The following is a 21,788-nucleotide window of genomic DNA, read 5'->3' as shown; positions in this document are numbered from 1 at the left end:
TCAGTCGTTCGCTTCTGCGATATCCATGTCAGCTGTTTATCACTTTCCTGCATAGTCCGGCCGTTTACGGCAGCCGGGTAGAAACTTATGGGCCATATTCCCAAGATTATATGAGGTCGTGTTTTGATTTCATGTTTATCTTAACAACGGACTTGGATAATGTCAACGACATTATCGAACGATATAAAAATTCTTTCTTTTAATGTTCGTGTTTAGATCAATTTCCCTTCAAATACGATTTTTTTCCCGCAAGGAACGACTTGAATTGATCCATTTTCTTTCTTTTCTGTAAAGATCGGCTCTTCCATCCGCCGGACGGGCATATAACCCTCTTCCTTCATTAAAGTGAGAATGGTGTCAATCGTTTCATCTTCCGTTACTTCAAACCGTTTCTTTTTTGGCTTTGTCATTCCTTAATTCTCCTCTTCTTCACTGCTTTCACCCAGAATCCGCCGTGGATCGTTTTCGGCTCAAAGGCGATGATAAACGCTTTTTCATCAAGCGTTTTAATCGTATCATAAAGCTGAAGCTCATATTTGCGCGGCGTCAGAATCTGCATGGCGGTCCGGTCTCCTTCAAGTCCGCCCGCAACCCAGCTTGTAACCCCGTATCCTTTTTCCCGGAGCTGTTTCGGCAGGTCCAGATCGAGCTCCTTCGTAATGACGTTGACTGTAATATAGCCGAGCGCCAGTTTTTCCTCAATTTTCATTCCCACTATGACGCCGAGGCCGTAGCCGAGCGCATAGGCAATGACGTTTTGAATTTGATTCAGATTGCCAAGCACGAGACTCAGGCCGGTCACATACACAAGGATTTCAATCGTACTGATGCCTGCGGCGAAATAGCGCTGTCCCTTTAATGTCAGAATCATCCTGATCGTAAAGAAAGAGACATATATAATGTTAATGATGAGAATAATGAGAACCATACCTATACTGTTGGATAAAATCGTCTGCATCACTGATTCCCCTCCTCTGATACTTTGAAAAGCATCAATCCTTCAATTAAGGATAGTTTACCCTCTTTTCATCATTTTCAAAAGAAAAAAAAGCCCGCCCCGCAAGGCAGACTTTCAAGCTCTTATCAGTGAAGCTCGGCTTTTTTCAATCGTTTGACGGCTTCATATTCCTTCTCAAGTTCACTCAGCGTGTACCCGGACAGTTCCTGAACATGGTCTTGATAAAACCCTGAGCGGATCAGTTTTGTCCTCAGGTGCTGTTTTTTCCGATTAATGGCTTCTCGCAACAACGGGGCCATCTTCATCATCCCTTTCCGAATCATAAAGAGTAGTGCCGCTTTCGAATTGCTGTTGCTCTCATCATATCTCGGCCGGGTCCTCAAAACAATACGCTTCATTAGAAAAATTTGTAAACATTGTGAAAGACAAATTTCGACTTATAAAGGGATCAGCGAAGCAGTAAAGTACTCTGAAATAAGCGGCCATGTCACAGCCGTAAAAACGAGCATGATGATAACCGCCGCGGAAATACAGTACATCACGTCAGCCGCAGGCTTTTCAGCCGATTTGTATAGAATCTGCACAAACTGCACCATCGCCGAGGCGGCCAGAAACAAGGTCAGCGCCGTAAACACCACGGTGATGACCGGCAGATTCAATATCGCGAAAATCATCCACACGATAGAGCTGGCGACAGCCGGAACCAAAAGCGATCCGACCCCCGCGGCCGCATCCCGCATCGTGATTTTCTGTTTCATCATATAACGTGATACAAGCCAGACCGCGCCGGCCGCAGCGGCAAAAAAGACGAGCGTATACACGAGAACGACGGTAAAGCCGTCAAAAAACGTATGATGCCGCTCCCCGTATCCGAGAGGCCTTTGCTGGCTTGCCCTCAGCTGAAACCAATTTCCGATTGAGAAAAAGATACTGAATACAAGCATTGAAATAAGAGCATATTTAAAGCGGGAAAAGCCGTCTTCCCCAACGACCTTCACCGGTGATGTCAAAATGCGCAGCGCGAAACGGCAATAACGTTTGACCGCGGCCCATGCAGAAGCGAGTTTTTCCGTAAAAGCCGGAGCCGGGCGCCGTTCTTTTTCTTTTTTCTTTTGCTTTTGATAACGTCCCGCATTTCTGGACATTCTCGACAGCGGCTCTTCATCAGTCCCCTGATGCTGTTTTTCTTCTTCCAACGTTTCTTTTCTTTCTTCCGTCATGTCAGCAACTCCTATCAAAAAAATACGGCGGAATTTGTTAAACAAGAAAATAAAACACTTATATAAGGTACCGAAGCGTCCTTAAACAGTCAAGCGGTTTTCTTCACCCGGACACCCACATGACGTTTTATAGTATGTATTGGTTTTACGGAATAGGACAAAAACAAAAAACCGGCTTAACTCAGCCGGTTTTTCCGTTATTTCAAGAAGATGAAATACAGGATAAAGATGACGAACAGCCCGTACATAATCGGGTGAACGCTTTTTCCTTTTCCTTTGCAGATCATTGTAATCGGGTAGAATATAAAACCGATCGCAATCCCCGTCGCAATGCTGTACGTCAGCGGCATCATAATCATTGTTAAAAATGCCGGAACAGCCACCTCGAATTTATCCCAGGCGATCTTACCGAGCGGCGCCACCATCAGCGCGCCGACAATAATTAAAGCCGGAGCCGTCACATTCGTGGTGACAACTGACAGAAGCGGCGAGAAAAACATCGCCAGCAAAAAGAGAATGCCCGTCACAACAGCCGCGAAGCCGGAGCGCGCCCCCGCCGCAACGCCTGAGCTGGATTCAACATAAGAAGTCGTTGTAGACGTACCGAGTACGGCTCCGATAACGATTGATGTTGAATCCGCCAGAAGCGCTCTTCCCGCACGCGGAAGTTTGTTTTCCTTCATCAGCCCGGCCTGTGTCGCTACAGCCACCAGCGTTCCGGCCGTATCGAAAAACCCGACGAACAGGAACGTTAAAATGACAATCAGCATTTGGACGGAGAAGATATCCGGAAGATGCATCCACGCCTGTCCGAAAGTCGGCGCAAGACTCGGCACGCTGCCGACAATGTGCGTCGGAACCGGAATCAGTCCGCAGACCATGCCGGCAACCGCCGTCAGAAGCATTCCGATAAATACGCCGCCGTTTACGCGAAGCACCATCAGAATGACCGTCACAATAACACCGAAAACCGTCAGCAGCACAGGGCCGCTGTGAATATTGCCGATAGACACCAAAGTCGATGAGTTCGCTTCAATAATGCCCGAACCCTGCAAACCGACAAATGTGATAAACAAACCGATACCCGCGCCGACCGCCAATTTCAGCTCAGGCGGAATCGCATTAATGATTTTTTCCCGCAGTCCCGTCAGCGAAAGCGCCACGAAGATAATTCCGGAAATCAAGACGCCGGAAAGCGCAGCCTGCCATGAAATCCCCATGCCGAGTACGACAGAGAAAGCAAAAAACGCATTTAATCCCATACCCGGCGCAATCGCGATCGGATACTTTGCAATGAGCCCCATTAAAATACAGCCGGCCGCAGACGCCAAGGCTGTAGCGGTGAACACCGCGCCCTGATCAATTTTTAATGCTTCGGGAAATCCTTTCACACCGTTTAAAGACAATGTCAGCGGATTGACGAACAGAATGTACGCCATTGACAAAAAGGTCGTTAAACCGCCGATGATTTCATTACGATAGCTTGTCCCCAGCTCATCAAACTGAAAAAATTGCTTCAAGCCAATTGCCTCCTTCATTCTCTCCCATTTATTCTGCCCGTTATCCGCCAAATAAAAAACGCCCCAAATACATTTGGGACGCTTGACTACATACGTTCAGTCTGAATAAATAAGAATGGATTATTTATATCAAACGATTGAGATTGATCCGTAGTCAAGCCATTTACGGTAGCTTGGTAGAAACTTGCGGGCCATATCCCCGCCATTATACGATATCTGCATATTTGATTTCTGAGTCTATTGTATCAATTCAATTTTGAAAACTCAATAAAAAAAACGAACAATCCCGTTAAAAAAATTTGGTTTATTCGTTAATTGACCAAAAATGGAAGACGGCAAAAGCCGCCTTCCCTACATCATTTTCCGTCTGCAGGCCGGACCGGCACCGAGAATGTAATCTTGCCGTCACCTGCTAAAGTGTTCATGAACGTTCGATTGACATACAAAGCGTATGAATCGAATGAGAAATCGCGCAATGAATAGTCTTTATCTGATGAATCATCTAATTCAAAAACAGATTCCATTTCACCCGTTTTAAGGTTCGTGACTTTCGCCTTATTCCCTTTCAGATAATAGCCTTTTTCATACTCATTAAGCGATGGCCAGGTTTTCATTTTTTTCGTATTGCCGAGACCGATTGACTCACCGACATTCATCAACTGATCTTTATCTGCTTTGCTATAATTAATTCCTGTGAATTGATAATCGACGATCACCCGTCTGCCTTGCTGTTTGATCTTTTTGATGGTGATGCCGACATGATGATGTTTCGTTTTATAACTGACGGGCAGTTTTGTTTTCAGAGGCACGATTTCTCCAGGCTCTGATTCTGATTTTACATCGCCCGTTATGAAAAGTGTTTTCGCTTTCGGGTCTATCGGTTTGCTGAATTGTGTTTGGCCGCGTACTCTTTTCCCGCCGCCGGGAAGGTTCTTCCTGTTGCCAAGTTCAATAGCCGCTAACGTCATTTCATAATGGTTTCCTGCATCATCCGTTGCTTCGTCAATCGAGATGGCATCATTTTTAGCTGCATTTTGAAAGTCGACTGAATACAGGAGAGCCGATCCCGTCGTTCCGTTTTCCGCCCGGATATCGAAAAAGCGGTATAACCCGTTTACATTCACAGCTTTCGTTCCTTCAAGAGAAACGGACTTTTGTTTTTTAATCGGGAGTGTAAAGCGCCAGTTTCCGGGAATATCCTTGATTTGTGTAATGACAAGCGGAAGCTTATCACCGTCTTTCATCTTTGGGTCGTCCGCAAAAAAGCGAAGCTGCCCCCCGTACTGCCCGTCTTTCATTTTTTTCATGCCCTGACTGTCATAATCCAAAGATAATATATTCCGACTGTCTTTATAATCTACTTCAAAAGGAATATCCTCCTCATCAGATTTCAAATTGTCAACGGTAAAATTGTAAACGAGCTGTCCGCTGTCGTAATACACACTTTTCACTGTCACCGTGATTCCGCGCGATTCCGCTTTCTCGTTCAGTTTTGTCACCAAATTGCTTTTAAACAGCGCAGAACCTGCCTTATCCTGAAATACCCTGTAAATCTGCCCGGCAACAGGGATGTTTCCCATAGCCGTATTAACGGAGGGCATGAATAAGCCTGAGGACAGATACAGAATAAACAAAGCAGCAGCAACCACGAGTCCGTTTATCACTTTTCGTCCCCATCTCCGTCTGACGGCGCCTTCTTTTCCGGCACGGACAGCGGCGCTATGTATCACGTTTTTCAATTCAGCTTTCGGCACGTCAATGTCCTGATACAATTGCTTCATTTGATGCTTTTCCATATATGTTTATCCTCCTTTTCCAGCTCCTGCTTCAATGCTTTTCTCGCCCTGTGCAGATGCGTTTTTACAGTGCCTTCCGCCATACCGGTCTGTTCAGCGATCATAGCAATCGAGAAATCTTGAAAATAATAAAGCTGAATGGTCAGCTGTATATGTTCGTCAAGGGTTTCCATGGCATTCCGAAGATCTATGTATTCTTCAATGTTCTTATTCTCCGCGCGCGTATCGTGTTGCGGCTCAAACGGAATGACGTCTCCGTGCTTTTTCCTCATCGCAAAAATCGTATGAAGCAAAATCCGGATCAGCCACGTTTTAAAATATTTCGGCTCCTTCAGCTGCGCGATATGAAGAAAAGCCTTGTAAGCCGTTTCCTGAACAGCGTCCAGTGTATCTTCCTTGTGATGCAAATAGAGATAAGCTGTTTTATATAAAGTCTCCTGATGAGCTGTGATCAGTTTTTCAAAGGCTGCGGCATCACCTTTTTTCGCCTTTTTGATCAATCGTTCTTCTTTCACCTTATCCACCTCCTATGCTGTTAGATATGAATCGGGGCAAAACGGTTTCAAAAAGATGAAAAAAAACGCCTCTTTTTTAAAAGAGACGTTTTTTTATCTTCATTTATTCCCACTCAATCGTTGCAGGCGGCTTGCTCGTAATGTCATACACGACGCGGTTGATGTGTTTCACTTCATTGACGATCCGTGTCGAAATCACTTCAAGCACATCCCAAGGGATACGCGCCCAGTCAGATGTCATGCCGTCAATTGATGTTACGGCACGGATACCGATTGTGTAATCATACGTTCTCGCATCTCCCATGACGCCTACGCTGCGGATATCAGGAAGAACCGTGAAGTACTGCCAGATGTCGCGCTCTAGGCCGTGGTTCGCCACTTCTTCACGAAGAATCGCGTCTGATTCACGAACGATCTCAAGTTTTTCTTCCGTTACTTCACCAAGTACGCGGATGCCAAGTCCAGGGCCCGGGAACGGCTGACGCCATACGATATCATCCGGAAGGCCGAGCTCTGTGCCGAGCGCGCGCACTTCGTCTTTGAAAAGGGTGTTCAGCGGCTCGATCAGTTCAAACTGCATATCTTCAGGAAGTCCGCCGACATTGTGATGCGATTTGATCGTTTGGGCCGTTGCAGTACCGCTCTCGATAATATCCGTGTAAAGCGTTCCTTGCGCAAGGTAATCGATGCCTTTCAGCTTGTCCGCTTCATCATCAAACACGTAAATGAATTCGTTACCGATGATTTTGCGTTTTTGCTCAGGATCAGAAACACCTTTCAGCTTGTTTAAGAATCTGTCTTTCGCATCAACTTTAATGACATTCATATTAAAGCCTTCGCTGAACGTTTTCATGACGCCTTCAGCTTCGCCTTTACGAAGCAGGCCGTGATCGACGAAAATACAAGTCAGCTGGTCGCCGATCGCTTTATGAATTAAAGCAGCCACAACAGAGGAATCAACACCGCCGCTTAGCGCGCATAGAACCTGCTTGTCTCCGACTGTTTCACGGATTTTTTGCATTTCGATTTCGATAAAGTTTTCCATTGACCATTTGCCTTCACAATCGCAAACGCCGAATACAAAGTTTTTCAGAAGATCATTGCCGTATTCAGAGTGGCGCACTTCCGGGTGGAACTGAACGCCGTACCAATTCTTGTCCGCTTTGCTCATCGCTGAATTCGGGCAGTGATGGCTTGTTGCGTCAACAGTGAAGCCTTCAGGAACTTCTACAACCAAATCGCCGTGGCTCATCCACACAACCTGTTCTTCCGGAAGATCTTTGAACAAGTCAGGAGTTCCTTGAATCTGAATGTTCGCTTTTCCGTATTCGCGCTGGCTTGCCGCCTCGACTTTCCCTCCGAGGTAATGAGTCATCAGCTGCATGCCGTAGCAGATGCCCAATACAGGAATATCGAGTTCAAAGATTTTTTCATCACAGCGGAAAGATCCTTCATCATATACACTGTTCGGTCCGCCTGAAAGGATAATTCCTTTTGGATTCATTTCTTTGATTTCCTCAGCTGTCAACGTATGGGGGTGCAGCTCGCTATATACGCCAAATTCACGGATCCGGCGGGTAATCAGCTGGTTATACTGACTGCCGAAATCAAGAACAAGAATCATTTCATTCACTAACTTCGTCATGGTTGTCACCTAATCTCCTCTAAGTTTTTGACACAGAAAAAACGGAGGACAAACGTTCAGCCCTCTGTCGCGCAAGACTTGTACGGAAGCCCGGCTTTTTAACGCTCCCGGGCTCCCATTTAACATTCATTTATTCTAACAACAGGACGATATGCGGTCAAGACTATCTTGTTTTAATTATATTTTCCCACAACTGTCCCGATTCATCCCAAAGCTTTGCGGCATTATCCCTGCGGTATAAGGCCCGCTCATAGCGCAGCGTCAGCTCGGACATGTCGTTTGTATGGTGCGCCTCGTCAATCCTCGCAGCAAAATCGCGCAGTGTTTCTCCGTCTCCCCTGCTGAATCCTTTTCGTTTCAGCTGGCGGAGCAGCGCGGCATATGCGTCGAAAAAGACGTCTTCATCCGTTCGCCGCTTCAATCTGGCTGCTGTAACGTGCGGAATCCAGCGCGCCCGGAGAAGCCAGGCGAGTGCCGCCGCGGCTGAAATCACGATGACGATGGCTGCATACGGCCATAGCTGTGCCGCGGTTTTGTTGCGGATCACAGGCTGCGGTGCCGCGCTGTGATCCCGCTTTTTCGGCTTTTCCTCTTTTTCCGGCTTTGTTTCCTGACGCTGCTTGTCAGACGGTTCATCCGAATTTCCCGCTGAGCCTCCGCTGTCTTTTGCCGCGGTATGATTTTGCTCTGACGTAAACTCCGTCGGATTGGTGAAGCCTTTTGTCGGCTCAAACGTCACCCAGCCCTGATCGGGAAAATACACTTCTACCCACGAATGGGCGTTGTTGTTTGTGACTTCATAAATGTGGCCGTTATGGTCGCCTGCCCCTTTATATTCGCCGGATGTATAGCCCTTCACCCAACGGGCGGGGATTCCCGCAGAGCGGAGCAGCACAGCCATTGCCGATGAAAAGTTATCACAATATCCTCTTTTCGTTTCAAACAGAAATTGATCGACATAATCCTGATTGTGCTCCGGAACCGCGACATCCTGTGTATTATACGAAAATGCGGAAGATCCGAGATAATCCTCGATCGCCTTCGCTTTATCGAACATATTATGATGATCCCGCGTCAGTCTGTCCGCAAGCTGTCTCACTCTTTTCGGAAGGCTGTCGGGGACCTGTAAATACCGGTCATTGAATTGATTCTGCTCACGGTATCGTTTCACTTTCACTTTTCTGAGATCATTCAGCTTAAAGACGGGCGCCTGAAAAGTCACCGTGTACCGTCCCATATTGCGGATGTTGCCCACTTGTTCACTGACCGGCGTAATTTGCTCGGTGTTTCCGTTCATTTCAAGCTGAATCGAGTGCTTCGGTTTAATATTGGAGACGCCGATCGGATACATGACGTGATTATAGAGATAATTCTCATCAATGGACACCTGTGCCGTATACCGTCTCGTCTGCACACTCCGGTCAAACCATATATCTTCCACGTTGCCGCCGTTCAGTTTATAGGACATGCCCTGATCGGTCTCCACCCAGCCTTTCCCCGTGTATGTATCCTTCGTTTCCACCCGGAAGTACGCCCGTTCTTTTCCGTTCCATGTGAAAACCGGCGTATCATCCTGCTGAAAAGGGCCGCCCAATGTTTCATCATGATTGCCGTAGCCGATTTTGCTTTCGGCGGCGGGCACTTCTTTGTGGTTTGTTATTTTTTTAAGAAACGGCACGGGGTCCGGCCAGTTCGGGTCTGATTTCGGAGCCGCCAGACCGAACACGACGGAAGCGCAGATAAACAGCATCAGCGGCAGAAACCATTTGAGTATCAATCTTTTTTTAAACGCTATGTGTTCCGTAAGCCGGATGCGCTCCATATACAAAAGCCCCATCATCAAAAAGCCGATAAAGACGATCCGGATGACGGCGTACGCGGCATCATAAGGAGTAAACGTATCAAGCACGGTGATATACGCCACCGTCATGATAAAAAAGAATAATATTTTCCGCTGATAGATCACCCAGTAATGCAGCAAATACACGAGCAGCCATAAAAGTACAAAAAACAGCAATGTGCGGAATGACGGATTCATATCATTCCATCTTCCGGTCCCGATGTGGCGGGCATTTTGCATGACGTCCCGCAAAAAAGAAACGAGCCATTCCGGCTGAAAAACCGAACCTTTATAAAACAGGATGTGAATACTGATCAACGTAAACAGAATGCAGGACGGCACGGTGACGTACCACCTCATCCGGAAGAATGACAGCAGAAATGCCAAACCGATAAAAACGATGAAAAAACCGGTATGTTTTGTATCTGTAAAATTGTGCAGCGGCCTGAGCCATTCCCATAACAATAAAAAAGCGAGAAAATAAAACAGCAGCAGACTCAGCCTGCTTCCCTGGTTCTCGTCATGCGGCATGGCGCGCCACCTCTCTTTCTAAACAACATGGGACACCCGTTTGTCCCTGATCATTTGCACCTTAATATTTTTTTGAGCGAAGATGAGAGCGAGTTTCCGTTCTTTCTCCGAAAGCGCGGCATTCGTTTCTTTCGCCAAAAACACCGTCATGTCAGCACGGCCGGGCTCAGCCTGTTTGAGAAGGTCTTCTGTAAGACTGCCCGTCACGACGGCAATGGAAGCTTTGCGGACGCGCGGATCCGCCAGCTCTTTTCCTAAACGCCCGCCTGCATCGGCTTCTTCCGATTCTGAAGCTGATGCCAGGTAACGCAGCATCTTTCTGAAATGCCGGTCTCCCTCCCGGACGGGAAATACGGTCCGGTCGCTCCCCAATGAAATAAATCCTGCGGGAGAGCCCTTCACAAGCGCCGTGTAAAGCAGGGATGCCGAAGCTGATACCGCGGCTTCAAACGATGGGGACGGCCTGCAGTCCAAAAGGAGAACCATATTCACACTCTGCAGCGGGTCAAATTCCTTCGTCATCAGCTCATTTCGCCGCGCCGATGTTTTCCAGTCAAGTGCGGAAAACCGGTCGCCCGGCTGATAATTTCTGACGCTCGCAGCCATTGCGGAGCGGTGTACCTGAAACGGAGCGCCGGCAGCCGCACCCTCTTCTCCGGAGGCAGCCTGCGGCTTATAGTGAACAGACCCGTACGCCGGGAAAACCAGAACCGTATCCGTAACGGAAAACGACGCCGTCTTGTCCAAAAGCCCGAGAACATCTCCCGTCCGCACTCTTATCGTATGTAAATGATGCTCTCCGCGCGGCACCTGCGGCAGCTCATATTGTAACGTCAGCTTCCTTTGAAACCACGGAAACACGAGCTGTTTCGCACTGCGCCTCTCGCCAAGCGTTTCCGGCATCACATCTTCAATGACCATATATGTCAGCGGAAACGGCAGGCGCCTCGTCAGCCTGATGGTGACAGACAGCCTGTCGCCTGAGGTTAACTGGGCAGAGGACACGTCACGCGTCACCTGAAACGCCCGCAGCGGGTACACAGCGACCAGCCCGGCGTAAACGGTAAACGGCAAAAACGCATAAAATAAAAACCAGCTCACAAATCCGCCCTGAAACATGGCATAAGAAAAGACAGCCGCCGTCAGTACGGCCAACATAAGCAGCTTCCAGCCATATAGAAGCCAATGCATCTTCTTTCTCATTAGCGGACCGACATCCTTTGAACGGGGACTTTTTCCGTTTGCATGATGTCTTCTATAACCGCTTCCGGCGTCACATCGTTAAATTTCGCCTCGGCGGTCAGGATCATTCTGTGCGGCAGCGTATACGGAGCCAAATACTGGACGTCATCAGGAATGACGTAATCGCGGTCATGAAGCAGCGCGTACGCCTGCGCGGCTTTCATTAATGAGATTGAACCGCGCGGACTTACGCCCAGATGTACGGACGGATGCCGGCGGGTATGCTGAGTAATGCCGACGATATACGCTTTAATTCCATCATCCACCCGCACCTGCTCCAATTTTTGCTGAAGGCTGATAAACTGTTCTTTAGAAATGACGGGCTCGATTGTTTCAAGCGGATTGCGCCCTTCCTGCAAAGACAGAACTTGAAGCTCTTCCTCGGCAGTCGGATAGCCCATGCGCAGCTTAAATAAAAACCGGTCAAGCTGGGCTTCGGGAAGCGGATACGTTCCTTCATATTCAACCGGGTTTTGTGTGGCCATGACGAAAAACGGCTCAGCCAGCCGCATTGTCTTTCCGTCAATCGTGACATTCCCTTCCTCCATTGCCTCAAGCAGGGAAGACTGCGTTTTCGGAGAGGTTCTGTTAATTTCATCAGCCAGCACGATATTCCCCATGATCGGTCCAGGGCGGTATTCAAATTCCATCGTTTTCGTATTATAAATAGAGACACCCGTCACATCTGACGGCAGAAGATCCGGCGTGAACTGAATCCTCTTAAAGTCAGCTCCGATCAGCTTGGCCAAAGCGCGGACCATCATCGTTTTTCCGACTCCCGGCACGTCTTCCAGCAGCACATGCCCTTTTGCGAGAATGGCGGCCAGACTGAGTATGGCGATATCCCGTTTTCCTATGATGATGTTTTCAATATGCTCAACGGCTTTCTCCAGCAGCGGATGCAGCTCTTCTTTATAAGCCATTCTTCTCCTCCTAGTCATCTCTCAAATTTCAATTATCGTAACCTAACTTTACCACAAAATATAAACAGTATAAAAAAACGTTTCCAGCGAATTGTTTCCAGTCTGAAAAAGGAAAAAGCTCCCTTTAGAAAGGAAGCTTTATTTCAGCTGGAGAGGCTCCATATGAACGTGTGAATGGTCAATGGCATGTTCCTCTTTCATCTTGCGTTCTACCTCATTTGCGATCTCATGACTCTCTTTAATGTTCAGATCTGACGGCACTTCAATGACGACATCAATATGAACGGAGCTGCCCAGATATCTCGCTTTAATATCTTTTAAACGGCTGACGCCCGCAATCTGTTCAATCGTCTTTTTATAATCAGAAATATGTTTGACATCAAAACCGTCAGTCAGCGAATGAGAGGATTCCTTAAAAATATCCCACGCGGTTTTGCAGATGATCAGCCCGATGATAAACGCGGTAACCGTATCCACCCAAGCCAAATGGAACTGTGAAGCAAAAATTCCGATAAACGTGCCGATACTGACGAGCGCATCTGATTTATTATCAGCAGCCGCAGCTGAAAGCGCCTGGCTGTTTACCTTTTTCGCAAGCCCTTTCGTATAGCGGTAGACCATCAGCATCACGACCGCGCTCCCCGCGGCCGTCCAGGCGGCTATCATATCCGGTGTTTCCTCTTTAACGGAAAAAATAGATTGCGCGGCGCTGAACAGCACTTGCATTCCGACAAGCATCATAATAATGGAAGCGATGAGTGACGCGACGGTCTCTGCCCGAAAATGGCCGTAAGGATGATCTTCGTCAGGAGGTTTCTGAGAGATGCGCAAACCGATGAAAACAGCCGCAGATGCCGCGATATCAGTCGTATTATTTAAACCGTCGGCCTGAAGCGCTTCTGAGTGAAACAAATAACCGATCACAAGCTTCACAGCCGACAATGCCGCATATGCGCCAATACTGACAATCGCTCCGGTTTCGCCTTTTTTCAATTCATGATATCTCTCCACTGAAAATCCTCCTTCCCGTTCAATTTTTCCTTCATTATCATACAAAGCGAAGATACAGTGGGTCTATAGAAACATGATTCACTTTCCACAGAAAAATAGTAAGCATAGAACATTTATGCGCCCAGGAAACTTATTTTTATTCACAAAACCCCTCTCATCCCAATCGTATCAAGGATTCTCGCCAACCCATGTTCATGGAATTATTTTCAAACCCATTAAAACACAGAAATAACAGAAAATTATTTCTTTTCCTTCCGGCACTTTCTGCTGTACGGACGAGAAAAAATGTCATATTTTCTTACATCATTTTCAACTGCCTGTGGCATTTATGATAGAATAATACTTGTCGGAATATTCAGCATAAACAAACCAAAAGGAGGCAAAGAATGAATCAGCCTAACTCTTTATCAAAGGGATTAAAAACCCGGCATATGACTATGATTTCAATTGCCGGCGTGATCGGCGCCGGATTATTTGTCGGAAGCGGATCAGTCATTCATTCCACCGGACCCGGAGCGATTGTCTCCTACGCTTTAGCAGGATTATTAGTGATTTTTATTATGAGAATGCTGGGGGAAATGTCCTCCGTCAACCCGACAAGCGGTTCGTTTTCACAGTACGCGCATGACGCCATCGGTCCTTGGGCCGGTTTTACGATCGGATGGCTGTATTGGTTTTTCTGGGTCATCGTCATTGCCATTGAAGCCATTGCAGGCGCCGGAATCATACAGTACTGGTTCCCGGGCATTCCGTTATGGCTGACGAGTCTGCTTCTGACCGTGCTGTTAACACTGACGAATATTTATTCAGTTAAATCGTTCGGCGAATTTGAATACTGGCTTTCCTTAGTGAAGGTAGCGACGATCGTTGTCTTCTTAATCGCGGGATTTGCGTTCATTTTCGGAATCGTCCCCGGCAGCAAACCGGTCGGGCTGGAAAATCTGGCGGGCAGCGGCGGATTTTTCCCTAAAGGTCCAAGTTCCGTTCTGCTCGGCATCGTCGTTGTCATTTTTTCTTTCATGGGATCTGAAATCGTCGCAATCGCAGCGGGAGAAACGTCAAATCCGGTCGAATCCGTCACGAAGGCGACCCGCTCAGTCGTTTGGCGGATCATTATTTTTTACGTCGGTTCCATTGCGGTTGTGGTCACACTGCTGCCGTGGGATTCAGCCAATATTTTGGAAAGCCCCTTCGTTGCCGTTTTGAGCCATATCGGGGTTCCCGCAGCCGCTCAAATCATGAATTTCATCGTCCTGACAGCCGTTCTGTCCTGCCTGAACTCCGGGCTTTATACGACGTCACGGATGCTGTATTCACTGGCAGAGCGAAATGAAGCGCCGCGGCGTTTTATGAAACTGAGTAAAAGAGGCGTACCGGTTCAAGCCATTATCGCCGGCACCTTTTTCTCCTATATTGCCGTTGTTATGAACTACTTTTCTCCCGACTCCGTATTTTTGTTCCTGGTCAATTCATCAGGGGCGATCGCACTGCTCGTCTATCTCGTCATCGCCGTCTCACATCTGAGAATGAGAAAGAAAATCGAACGGACAAACCCTGAATCTCTTAAAATCAAAATGTGGTTCTATCCGTACTTAACCTACCTGACGATCATCGCCATTTGCGCCATCTTGTTATCTATGCTGTTTATCAGTTCAATGCGGTCTGAATTTCTGCTGACAGGATTTATTACTCTGCTGGTACTTGCCTCCTATGTATTCCGCAAAAAACAAAAACCGAAAGAGAGCGCCTCCGAAAGCCGGATTGCGCAATAACCGCAAACACCCCCCTCAAAAAGGGCGGGTGTTTTTTTAACCAACCTGTTCCAGGCAGCATTAACTGTAGTACAGGATTTCAATAAATGATAAGGACAGGATGAAAAATGGCACTAGAAAAATTTGCAGATGAACTGCCGATTATCGAAACACTCCAGCCGCAGAAGAAATCAGACGGCAGCACGTATTATGAAGTCACCATGAAGGAATGCTTTCACAAGCTGCACCGCGATCTCCCGCCGACCCGGCTGTGGGGGTATAACGGTTTATTTCCCGGCCCGACGATCGACGTGAACCAAGATGAAAACGTCTATATTAAATGGATGAATGACCTTCCGGATAAGCATTTTCTGCCCGTGGATCATACCATTCACCATTCAGAAAGCGGCCATCAGGAACCCGATGTCAAAACCGTCGTCCATTTACACGGAGGAGCAACGCCGCCGGACAGCGACGGCTACCCGGAAGCATGGTTCACAAAGGATTTTAAGGAAACGGGTCCTTATTTTGAGAGAGAGGTATACCATTATCCAAACAAACAGCGCGGGGCTCTGTTATGGTATCACGATCACGCCATGGCGATTACGAGGCTCAATGTGTACGCCGGGCTTGCCGGGATGTATATCATCCGCGAGCGAAAAGAAAAGCAGCTGAAGCTTCCCTCCGGAGAGTACGACGTACCGCTTATGATTTTGGACCGCACGTTAAATGACGACGGTTCCTTGTCTTATCCGAGCGGGCCTGCTACCCCTTCTGAAACGCTGCCCGACCCTTCCATCGTCCCGTTTTTTTGCGGAAATACCATTCTCGTCAATGGTAAAGCGTGGCCGTATATGGAAGTTGAACCGCGGACATATCGTTTCCGCATCCTTAATGCCTCCAATACGAGAACATTTTCTCTCTCGCTCAATAACGGCGGGAAGTTTATCCAAATCGGTTCTGACGGCGGGTTGCTTCCCCGCTCTGTCAAAACACAATCTATCAGCTTAGCCCCGGCAGAGCGGTATGATGTGCTCATCGATTTCTCCGCCTTTGACGGAGAACATATCATTTTAACGAACGGCACCGGCTGCGGGGGCGACGCCGATCCGGATACAGACGCCAATGTGATGCAATTCCGCGTCACAAAAGCGCTGAAGGGAGCAGACACAAGCCGGAAGCCTAAATATCTTTCAACAATGCCTAATGTGACATCAAAGAGAATACACAATATCAGGACGCTTAAACTTACAAATACGCAAGACAAATACGGCCGGCCCGTTTTGACGCTGAATAACAAGCGATGGCATGATCCTGTGACAGAAGCGCCGAAGCTCGGCACAACGGAAATCTGGTCGATTATTAATCCGATGGGGGGAACCCATCCGATACACTTGCACCTTGTTTCCTTCCAAATCCTTGACCGGCGTCCTTTTGACTTAGAGCGTTATAACAAATTCGGCGACATTGTGTATACAGGCCCCGCCGTCCCGCCTCCTCCAAGTGAGAAAGGCTGGAAAGATACCGTGCAGGCGCACTCGGGAGAGGTCATCAGAATCGCGGCGACCTTCGCTCCTTACAGCGGACGCTACGTATGGCACTGCCATATTTTAGAACATGAAGATTACGACATGATGAGACCGATGGACGTCACGGATAAGCAGTAAACAAATATCACCCCTTTTAGAGAAGGGGCTTTTTTATTTATCCAAAAAGAAAAAATAAGAAGACACTTATTTGCATATACTGTAATAACAGGAAGACGATGCACCCTCATTGGAAATCTGGATAGAAAAAGGAATTAGGAGATTAGGGAAAAGTATGAGACAATGAAGGAGTGCACGAAAATTCATAAGGGAAGAAGTGACTTTATGTCTTACTACAACAAACGTAATCAGGAACCGCTGCCTAAAGAAGATGTCAGTACGTGGGAATGCACAAAAGAGGACTGTATCGGCTGGAGCAGAAAGAATTTTGCCGGCAGTGATACCCCGACTTGCCCCCTTTGCGGCAGTAAAATGATCGACGGCGTCCGTTCGTTGGTAAATCTCCAAAACAATAATCAAACGGCATCAAGTTAGACCTCCCTTTTACGAGTCTCAACATAGAGAAGGCCTCCATGTCTCATGAGAGGCCTTTGCGTTATTATGTCCTTTTATGATGCAAAAGAGCAATGAACATGAAAAACGATCGGCAGCAGAACGATCTGAAGGAAATGGCAAAACGGCGGAAAATGAACCTTGCCGCACAGTCATTCATCGAAACGCTTCATTTTGCCGTTCCGATTCTCCGTTTTTTCAAATGGCTCGCCTCAGCCGCAGCCAGCTTTGTTCATTAAAAAACACCCAGCGGGCGCTGAGTGTTTTTTTCATGATTGGATGACGGAAAAACTGTTGATAATGCCGTTGTCATTTTCCCAGACTTTTTCGCATTTTTTCGTATCCAAATGATAAGCATAAATGGTCCGGACCTTCGCATTCCGCCCCGTTTCATCCTTCAGACGCTTAGCGCCTTTTGCTTCCGCCATGAAATAAATGATGCTGCCGTCTTTAGAAAACTGAGGCTGGGCATCAATCAGCGGAGCGAAGTCCTTCCCGTTTGAGATAATCGTTTCATCTTTTTTCGTTTTGACATTCATCAGACGGATGGACGCTTTTTGTTCCGTCCCTTTTTGTGTATAAGATGTAAAGACAAGGTTCTTTCCGTCCGGTGACACCGCCACGTCGCTGATAAACTGCTCAAGATTTGTCAGATCCTGAAGGTGTTCGCCCGCTCCTGCTGCAAACCGGATATTCGTCGGTTCAGGGTCAATCCCCTTCTCATTTGCCTCATCCGTTTTTTGATAATCCTCTTTTACAGAATAATGCAGAAGCGCAAAATCGTTTTGGCTGCGGTTATAAAAGAAGCTGCTCACACTGTCGTCTTTCTCATCGGCGGCGGGATACAGATTTTCATAACGTTTCGTTTTCAAATCAAAAGATGCGAGACGGAAAATATCTTCATCCGCTTTTCCGAGACGGAAATAAATGTGCGTCAGATCCTTTGATAAAAACAGACTGTCAGCGCTTGCCGTTCCTTTATAAAGCACCGTCTTCTGTTTCGTCTTCAGATCAAGCTTATAGAGACGCATCTCATTTTGGTCATTATTCCCGACAAAATAGAGCACCTGATGGGCGTCATCCAGCGCAAACGCCGGATATGCCGAAAGCTTTTCCTCGTACAGCACGCGGCCGTCCTCGTAATATTTCGTCATCAGATCTTTGTCTGTAATGGAAACAAGCAGCTTGTCATGGCCGCCGGAGACAACGGCTTTCCCGCCGCCGTCGCTTTTTCCTTTAATCAGTAAAACGGACGCGATGACCGCCGCCGCCAAAACGGCAGCCAGCAACATCCAGATCCATCGTTTCTTCTTCATTATCAATCTCTCCGTCAATCAGAAAAAGCAAGAATCAGTGTCCTTGCTTTTTAAGATGGTCTATTTTAATAGCTGTAGTGTCCGGATACTCTTCCTTTGCTTAATGGATATCCGAGCGCTTTGAACGCTTTCGGGCTGACATCCAATACGGCATTCGGCAGACGGCCTACATCATTTTTGTATACGGTGATAACCTTTTTCGGTTTTGCTTTCGCATAAGCTCTGATTTTCGTTCCGTTTCTCGGAACGTCAAATCCTAATTTTGTCGCACAATCCCAGTGTCCCAGTTTTTTACCGGAAGATCCTTTTTTACCGACTCCATTATACCATGTAATATTTCCGTTCACTTTTTTAGCACTTGCATCAGAAGAGAAACTGATCGCTCCCAGCGTGCTTCCTGCTAAAATCAATAAGGCTAAGAATAACTTCTTCAAGCTTTCGTCCTCCTGATTCTTTATTCTAGGCAAAATTATACACCAAGAAGACGATTATAATATTTCAATCACTTTACATGTTCATTACAACGTGATGAGACATGCACATAACGACGGCACAATTACCTGTTCTATATAATTCCATGGTAAATTATACTACAAAATTTAATTCATTAGCGTTATAATATTCATAGAGTATTTCTGCATTCAATATGGACTTTTTATAAGGCCTATTGATAGTTGCATAATATGATATATTTTGAGAAATCAGGCTTTAGGAAGCAGGCACTTTATTCCTTTTAACCGTGGTTCATATTGATCATGTACCTATACTCGTTTCAATCAGACTAGGAGTGATAATCAATGAAAGCGGCAAGATGGCACAATCAAAAAGACATTCGAATCGAAAACATTGATGAACCTAAAGCAGAACCGGGTAAAGTCAAAATTAAAGTCAAATGGTGCGGGATTTGCGGAAGCGACCTTCATGAATATTTGGGAGGCCCGATCTTTATTCCGGTCGGCAAACCTCATCCGTTAACAAACGAAATGGCGCCCGTCACGATGGGTCACGAATTCTCAGGAGAAGTCGTTGAAGTGGGCGAAGGCGTCAAAAATTACAGCGTCGGCGACCGTGTCGTCGTGGAACCGATTTTTGCCACACACGGACATCAGGGAGCCTATAACCTTGATGAACAAATGGGATTCTTAGGCTTAGCTGGAGGCGGCGGCGGATTTTCTGAATATGTATCCGTTGACGAAGAATTGCTGTTTAAGCTTCCTGAAGAGCTTTCTTACGAACAGGGCGCGCTTGTTGAGCCGTCAGCGGTAGCGCTTTACGCCGTCCGCCAAAGCAAATTAAAAGCGGGCGACAAGGCGGCAGTTTTTGGCTGCGGACCGATCGGGCTGCTTGTGATTGAAGCCCTGAAAGCGGCCGGCGCCACAGATATTTACGCAGTTGAACTTTCACCGGAACGTCAGGAAAAAGCGAAAGAACTCGGCGCTATCATCATTGATCCGTCAAAAACGGACGATGTCGTTGAAGAAATCGCTAAACGCACAAACGGCGGCGTTGATGTTTCTTATGAAGTAACAGGCGTTCCTGTCGTTCTCCGCCAGGCGATCCAGTCAACAAACATTGCCGGTGAAACGGTTATCGTCAGCATCTGGGAAAAAGGAGCGGAAATTCATCCGAACGATATCGTCATCAAAGAACGGACCGTAAAAGGCATTATCGGATACCGTGACATCTTCCCTTCCGTTCTTGCACTGATGAAAGAGGGGTACTTCTCAGCAGATAAGCTCGTCACGAAAAAAATCGTGCTCGACGATCTGATTGAAGAAGGCTTCGGTGCTTTAATCAAAGAGAAAAACCAAGTGAAAATCTTAGTCAAACCGAACTAAACCGTTCAGCTGAATATCAACACATCCGAAAAAGAGCCGTTCCGGCTCTTTTTTTCATCTCATCGTCTTTCCTTCCTTTTCCTTTTAAAAATGATCCCCTCTGCGCAAACTATTTTTCACCCTGTCCCGTCTATCCTTAGGCAGCAGCCTATGATACGTATTTTTTAAAAAGGAGCCCTTTGAAGCAATGAAGAACGAAACAGCCAAAGCGTCGCTTGTGACGTGCATAACTGAGCGCAAGGAAGACTTTTACCGGCTGGCGTACAGTTACGTAAAGAACAAGGATGACGCGTTAGATATTGTTCAGGAATCAATTCAAAAAGCGCTGACATCGGTCGAATCCGTCAAAAACCCCGATGTGATCAAAAGCTGGTTTTATAAAATTTTAGTGCGCACGGCCATTGATTTTCTCCGCAAACAGAAAAAACTGAAAGTGATGGATGATGAAACGATCGAGTTTTTAAGCCGAGGAAAGGAAGATCACTACAAGGACACAGACCTTCACGAAGCGCTTGATGACCTGCCGCATCAATATAAAACCATTATCATTCTGCGTTTCTTTGAAGACCTGAAATTAGAAGAAATCGCGGACATCACGGGGGAAAACATCAACACCGTCAAAACACGCCTTTACAGGGGGCTGAAGCTCATGCGCATTCAGCTGACGAAGGAGGATCTTTCTTAATGGAAAAGAGATTAGAACAATTAAGAGAAGAGTATAAAAGTGTGCCCATTCCTAAGGAACTGGACAGCATTGTCGAAAAAGCCCTTCAGCAGAAACCGAAGAAAAAACGAATCGTGATGTGGCCGACATCCGCGGCAGTCGCTGCGGCCGTCTTATTTACCGCCGTTGTCAATATCAACCCGGATGCCGCACAAGCCATGTCTAAAATCCCCGTCATCGGCAAAGTCGTCCAAGCCATCACATTCACGGAGATGAAGGAAGAAAAGAACCAATCAAGCATTGATGTGAAAACGCCCGCTCTGTCCGGCCTTTCCGATCATAAACTCGAAGACAGCATCAACCGGCATTATATGAAAGAAAGCAAAGAGCTGTATCAGGAATTTATGAAGGCGACCTCAAAAAGCAAAAAAGGCCACCTCAGTATTTACAGCGATTATGAAACCGTTACTGACACAGCGGATTTGATCTCAATCCGCCGTGATATCGAAAAAACGCAAGCTTCCTCTTATACGCAAAGCCGTTACATCACGATTGATAAAAAGAATGAGGCCGTGCTTACGTTAAAGAGCTTATTTAAAGATGACCGTTATATTAAAGTCATCAGCGAAAATATTAAAGAACAAATGAAAAAACAGATGAAAGAAGATCCGAATAAAATATACTGGGTCGAAGATAATGATATGTCGGAGCCTTTTAAAGCCATCCGCGCCGACCAGAATTTTTATATTACAGATAAGCACAAACTTGTCATCTCATTTGATGAATACGAAGCGGCACCCGGATATATGGGCGTTACAGAGTTTACAATACCGACCTCCGTCATCTCCAAGCTGCTTGTCGGAGACCGCTACATCAGATAAAGAAAGAAAAAAATCCATGATATCCGCAGATCATGGAT

At 46.8% G+C, this 21,788-nt stretch carries 21 protein-coding genes and 2 riboswitches; of the genes, 7 read left to right on the top strand and 14 right to left on the bottom strand.

All coding sequences use genetic code 11. The features are described 5' to 3' along the window. Nucleotides 1–32 precede the first annotated feature (32 nt). Nucleotides 33–134: riboswitch (purine riboswitch) on the bottom strand. A gap of 78 nt (nt 135–212) precedes the next feature. The 12 genes from NQS30_RS18000 to NQS30_RS17945 form a co-directional block, all read right to left on the bottom strand. Further along, a complete protein-coding gene (locus NQS30_RS18000) occupies nt 213–410 on the bottom strand; it encodes an NETI motif-containing protein (protein ID WP_007609843.1) in 198 nt (65 codons plus the stop codon). Further along, nucleotides 407–961, bottom strand: a complete 555-nt coding sequence (locus tag NQS30_RS17995) for a DUF2179 domain-containing protein (RefSeq protein WP_014469850.1) — start codon at nt 959–961, stop codon at nt 407–409. Before NQS30_RS17995 ends, NQS30_RS18000 begins: the two co-directional genes overlap by 4 nt. 122 nt (nt 962–1,083) lie before the next feature. Continuing rightward, on the bottom strand, nt 1,084–1,257 hold the full coding sequence (locus NQS30_RS17990; protein WP_003155777.1) for a Fur-regulated basic protein FbpA: 174 nt from the start codon (nt 1,255–1,257) through the stop codon (nt 1,084–1,086). A gap of 138 nt (nt 1,258–1,395) precedes the next feature. After that, complete coding sequence (locus tag NQS30_RS17985) at nt 1,396–2,178, bottom strand: hypothetical protein (protein WP_043021037.1); 783 nt, start codon at nt 2,176–2,178, stop codon at nt 1,396–1,398. 197 nt (nt 2,179–2,375) lie between these two features. Continuing rightward, nucleotides 2,376–3,698 carry an NCS2 family permease gene (locus NQS30_RS17980; protein ID WP_007408891.1) on the bottom strand — a complete coding sequence of 441 codons (1,323 nt, stop codon included), beginning with the start codon at nt 3,696–3,698 and terminating at the stop codon, nt 2,376–2,378. 131 nt (nt 3,699–3,829) lie between these two features. Next, nucleotides 3,830–3,931, bottom strand: a riboswitch (purine riboswitch). A gap of 123 nt (nt 3,932–4,054) precedes the next feature. Further along, complete coding sequence (locus NQS30_RS17975; protein WP_163114066.1) at nt 4,055–5,494, bottom strand: DUF4179 domain-containing protein; 1,440 nt, start codon at nt 5,492–5,494, stop codon at nt 4,055–4,057. Further along, nucleotides 5,476–6,009: a sigma-70 family RNA polymerase sigma factor gene (locus NQS30_RS17970; RefSeq protein ID WP_052827137.1), complete on the bottom strand. Its 534-nt coding sequence runs from the start codon at nt 6,007–6,009 to the stop codon at nt 5,476–5,478. Before NQS30_RS17970 ends, NQS30_RS17975 begins: the two co-directional genes overlap by 19 nt. A 103-nt stretch (nt 6,010–6,112) precedes the next feature. After that, nucleotides 6,113–7,654, bottom strand: coding sequence for a glutamine-hydrolyzing GMP synthase (gene guaA / locus NQS30_RS17965; protein ID WP_007408887.1), 1,542 nt, complete (start codon nt 7,652–7,654; stop codon nt 6,113–6,115). Between the two features lie 163 nt (nt 7,655–7,817). Continuing rightward, complete coding sequence (locus tag NQS30_RS17960; RefSeq protein ID WP_218791510.1) at nt 7,818–10,025, bottom strand: DUF4129 domain-containing transglutaminase family protein; 2,208 nt, start codon at nt 10,023–10,025, stop codon at nt 7,818–7,820. Nucleotides 10,026–10,043: 18 nt separating this feature from the next. Further along, nucleotides 10,044–11,228 (bottom strand): DUF58 domain-containing protein, encoded by a 1,185-nt coding sequence (locus tag NQS30_RS17955; protein WP_160222897.1) that lies wholly within the window; start codon nt 11,226–11,228, stop codon nt 10,044–10,046. Then, on the bottom strand, nt 11,228–12,190 hold the full coding sequence (locus tag NQS30_RS17950) for an AAA family ATPase (RefSeq protein ID WP_007408884.1): 963 nt from the start codon (nt 12,188–12,190) through the stop codon (nt 11,228–11,230). The genes NQS30_RS17955 and NQS30_RS17950 overlap by 1 nt, the downstream gene beginning before the upstream one ends. A 138-nt stretch (nt 12,191–12,328) precedes the next feature. Further along, nucleotides 12,329–13,201, bottom strand: coding sequence for a cation diffusion facilitator family transporter (locus tag NQS30_RS17945; RefSeq protein ID WP_025284364.1), 873 nt, complete (start codon nt 13,199–13,201; stop codon nt 12,329–12,331). A 386-nt stretch (nt 13,202–13,587) separates the two neighbouring features. On the opposite strand from NQS30_RS17945, the gene gabP reads away from it, so the two are divergent. The 4 genes from gabP (at nt 13,588) to NQS30_RS17925 (ending at nt 17,290) form a co-directional block, all read left to right on the top strand. Then, complete coding sequence (gabP, locus tag NQS30_RS17940; RefSeq protein WP_007408881.1) at nt 13,588–14,973, top strand: GABA permease; 1,386 nt, start codon at nt 13,588–13,590, stop codon at nt 14,971–14,973. A gap of 107 nt (nt 14,974–15,080) precedes the next feature. Continuing rightward, nucleotides 15,081–16,619: an outer spore coat copper-dependent laccase CotA gene (gene cotA / locus NQS30_RS17935; RefSeq protein WP_025284363.1), complete on the top strand. Its 1,539-nt coding sequence runs from the start codon at nt 15,081–15,083 to the stop codon at nt 16,617–16,619. A 204-nt stretch (nt 16,620–16,823) separates the two neighbouring features. Then, nucleotides 16,824–17,033: a cold-shock protein gene (locus NQS30_RS17930; RefSeq protein WP_007408879.1), complete on the top strand. Its 210-nt coding sequence runs from the start codon at nt 16,824–16,826 to the stop codon at nt 17,031–17,033. A gap of 98 nt (nt 17,034–17,131) precedes the next feature. Then, on the top strand, nt 17,132–17,290 hold the full coding sequence (locus tag NQS30_RS17925) for a hypothetical protein (RefSeq protein WP_012116985.1): 159 nt from the start codon (nt 17,132–17,134) through the stop codon (nt 17,288–17,290). 30 nt (nt 17,291–17,320) lie between these two features. On the opposite strand, the gene NQS30_RS17920 is transcribed toward NQS30_RS17925, so the two are convergent. Continuing rightward, nucleotides 17,321–18,367, bottom strand: a complete 1,047-nt coding sequence (locus tag NQS30_RS17920) for a TolB family protein (RefSeq protein ID WP_020955436.1) — start codon at nt 18,365–18,367, stop codon at nt 17,321–17,323. A 65-nt stretch (nt 18,368–18,432) separates the two neighbouring features. Further along, complete coding sequence (locus tag NQS30_RS17915) at nt 18,433–18,801, bottom strand: septal ring lytic transglycosylase RlpA family protein (RefSeq protein WP_003155798.1); 369 nt, start codon at nt 18,799–18,801, stop codon at nt 18,433–18,435. A gap of 363 nt (nt 18,802–19,164) precedes the next feature. Here NQS30_RS17915 and NQS30_RS17910 point away from each other — a divergent pair, with 363 nt between their 5' ends. From NQS30_RS17910 to rsiV, 3 genes are all read left to right on the top strand, one after another. Continuing rightward, nucleotides 19,165–20,205, top strand: coding sequence for a 2,3-butanediol dehydrogenase (locus tag NQS30_RS17910; protein WP_007408876.1), 1,041 nt, complete (start codon nt 19,165–19,167; stop codon nt 20,203–20,205). A gap of 187 nt (nt 20,206–20,392) precedes the next feature. Further along, complete coding sequence (locus NQS30_RS17905) at nt 20,393–20,890, top strand: RNA polymerase sigma factor SigV (protein WP_003155802.1); 498 nt, start codon at nt 20,393–20,395, stop codon at nt 20,888–20,890. Further along, on the top strand, nt 20,890–21,750 hold the full coding sequence (gene rsiV / locus NQS30_RS17900; RefSeq protein ID WP_015416955.1) for an anti-sigma-V factor RsiV: 861 nt from the start codon (nt 20,890–20,892) through the stop codon (nt 21,748–21,750). The genes NQS30_RS17905 and rsiV overlap by 1 nt, the downstream gene beginning before the upstream one ends. Nucleotides 21,751–21,788: the final 38 nt, after the last annotated feature.

The sequence above is a fragment of the Bacillus sp. B1(2022) genome (assembly GCF_040259625.1).
Taxonomy (GTDB): Bacteria; Bacillota; Bacilli; order Bacillales; family Bacillaceae; genus Bacillus; species Bacillus velezensis.
The sequence above is the reverse complement of the archived record's forward strand: the minus strand, read 5'-3'. Positions and strand labels throughout refer to the sequence as shown.